At 52.5% G+C, this 360-nt stretch carries 1 protein-coding gene; it reads left to right on the top strand.

Going from position 1 to position 360, the window contains the following annotated elements; genetic code table 11:
• A partial coding sequence (locus ACTHSP_RS22875) for a glyceraldehyde 3-phosphate dehydrogenase NAD-binding domain-containing protein (protein WP_440347114.1) occupies positions 1 to 360 on the top strand: 360 nt, incomplete at both ends.

Genomic DNA, 360 nt, shown 5'->3' with positions numbered 1-360 from the left:
GGCCGCCAAGTAGTGCGCGCTATTTTTGACTACAAACTGCAAGACCAACTCGACATCGTTGCCATCAATGCCAGCGGCAGCATCGAGACCAATGCTCACCTGACCAAATTCGACACTGTTCACGGCCGCTTCAACTCTGAAGTTTCCCACGATGAGAAACACCTCATCATCGACGGTAAAAAAATCCCTTACTTCTCTACCCGCAACCCAGCCGAATTGCCATGGGGCGAATTGGGCGTTGACCTGGTAATGGAATGTACCGGTGCGTTCACCAGCAAAGAGAAAGCCAAAATCCACTTGGAAAGCGGCGCGAAAAAAGTGCTGATTTCCGCTCCCGGCGGCGATGACGTTGACGCAACC

It is taken from the genome of Neisseria sp. P0001.S005, from assembly GCF_051963715.1.
The sequence above is the reverse complement of the archived record's forward strand: the minus strand, read 5'-3'. Positions and strand labels throughout refer to the sequence as shown.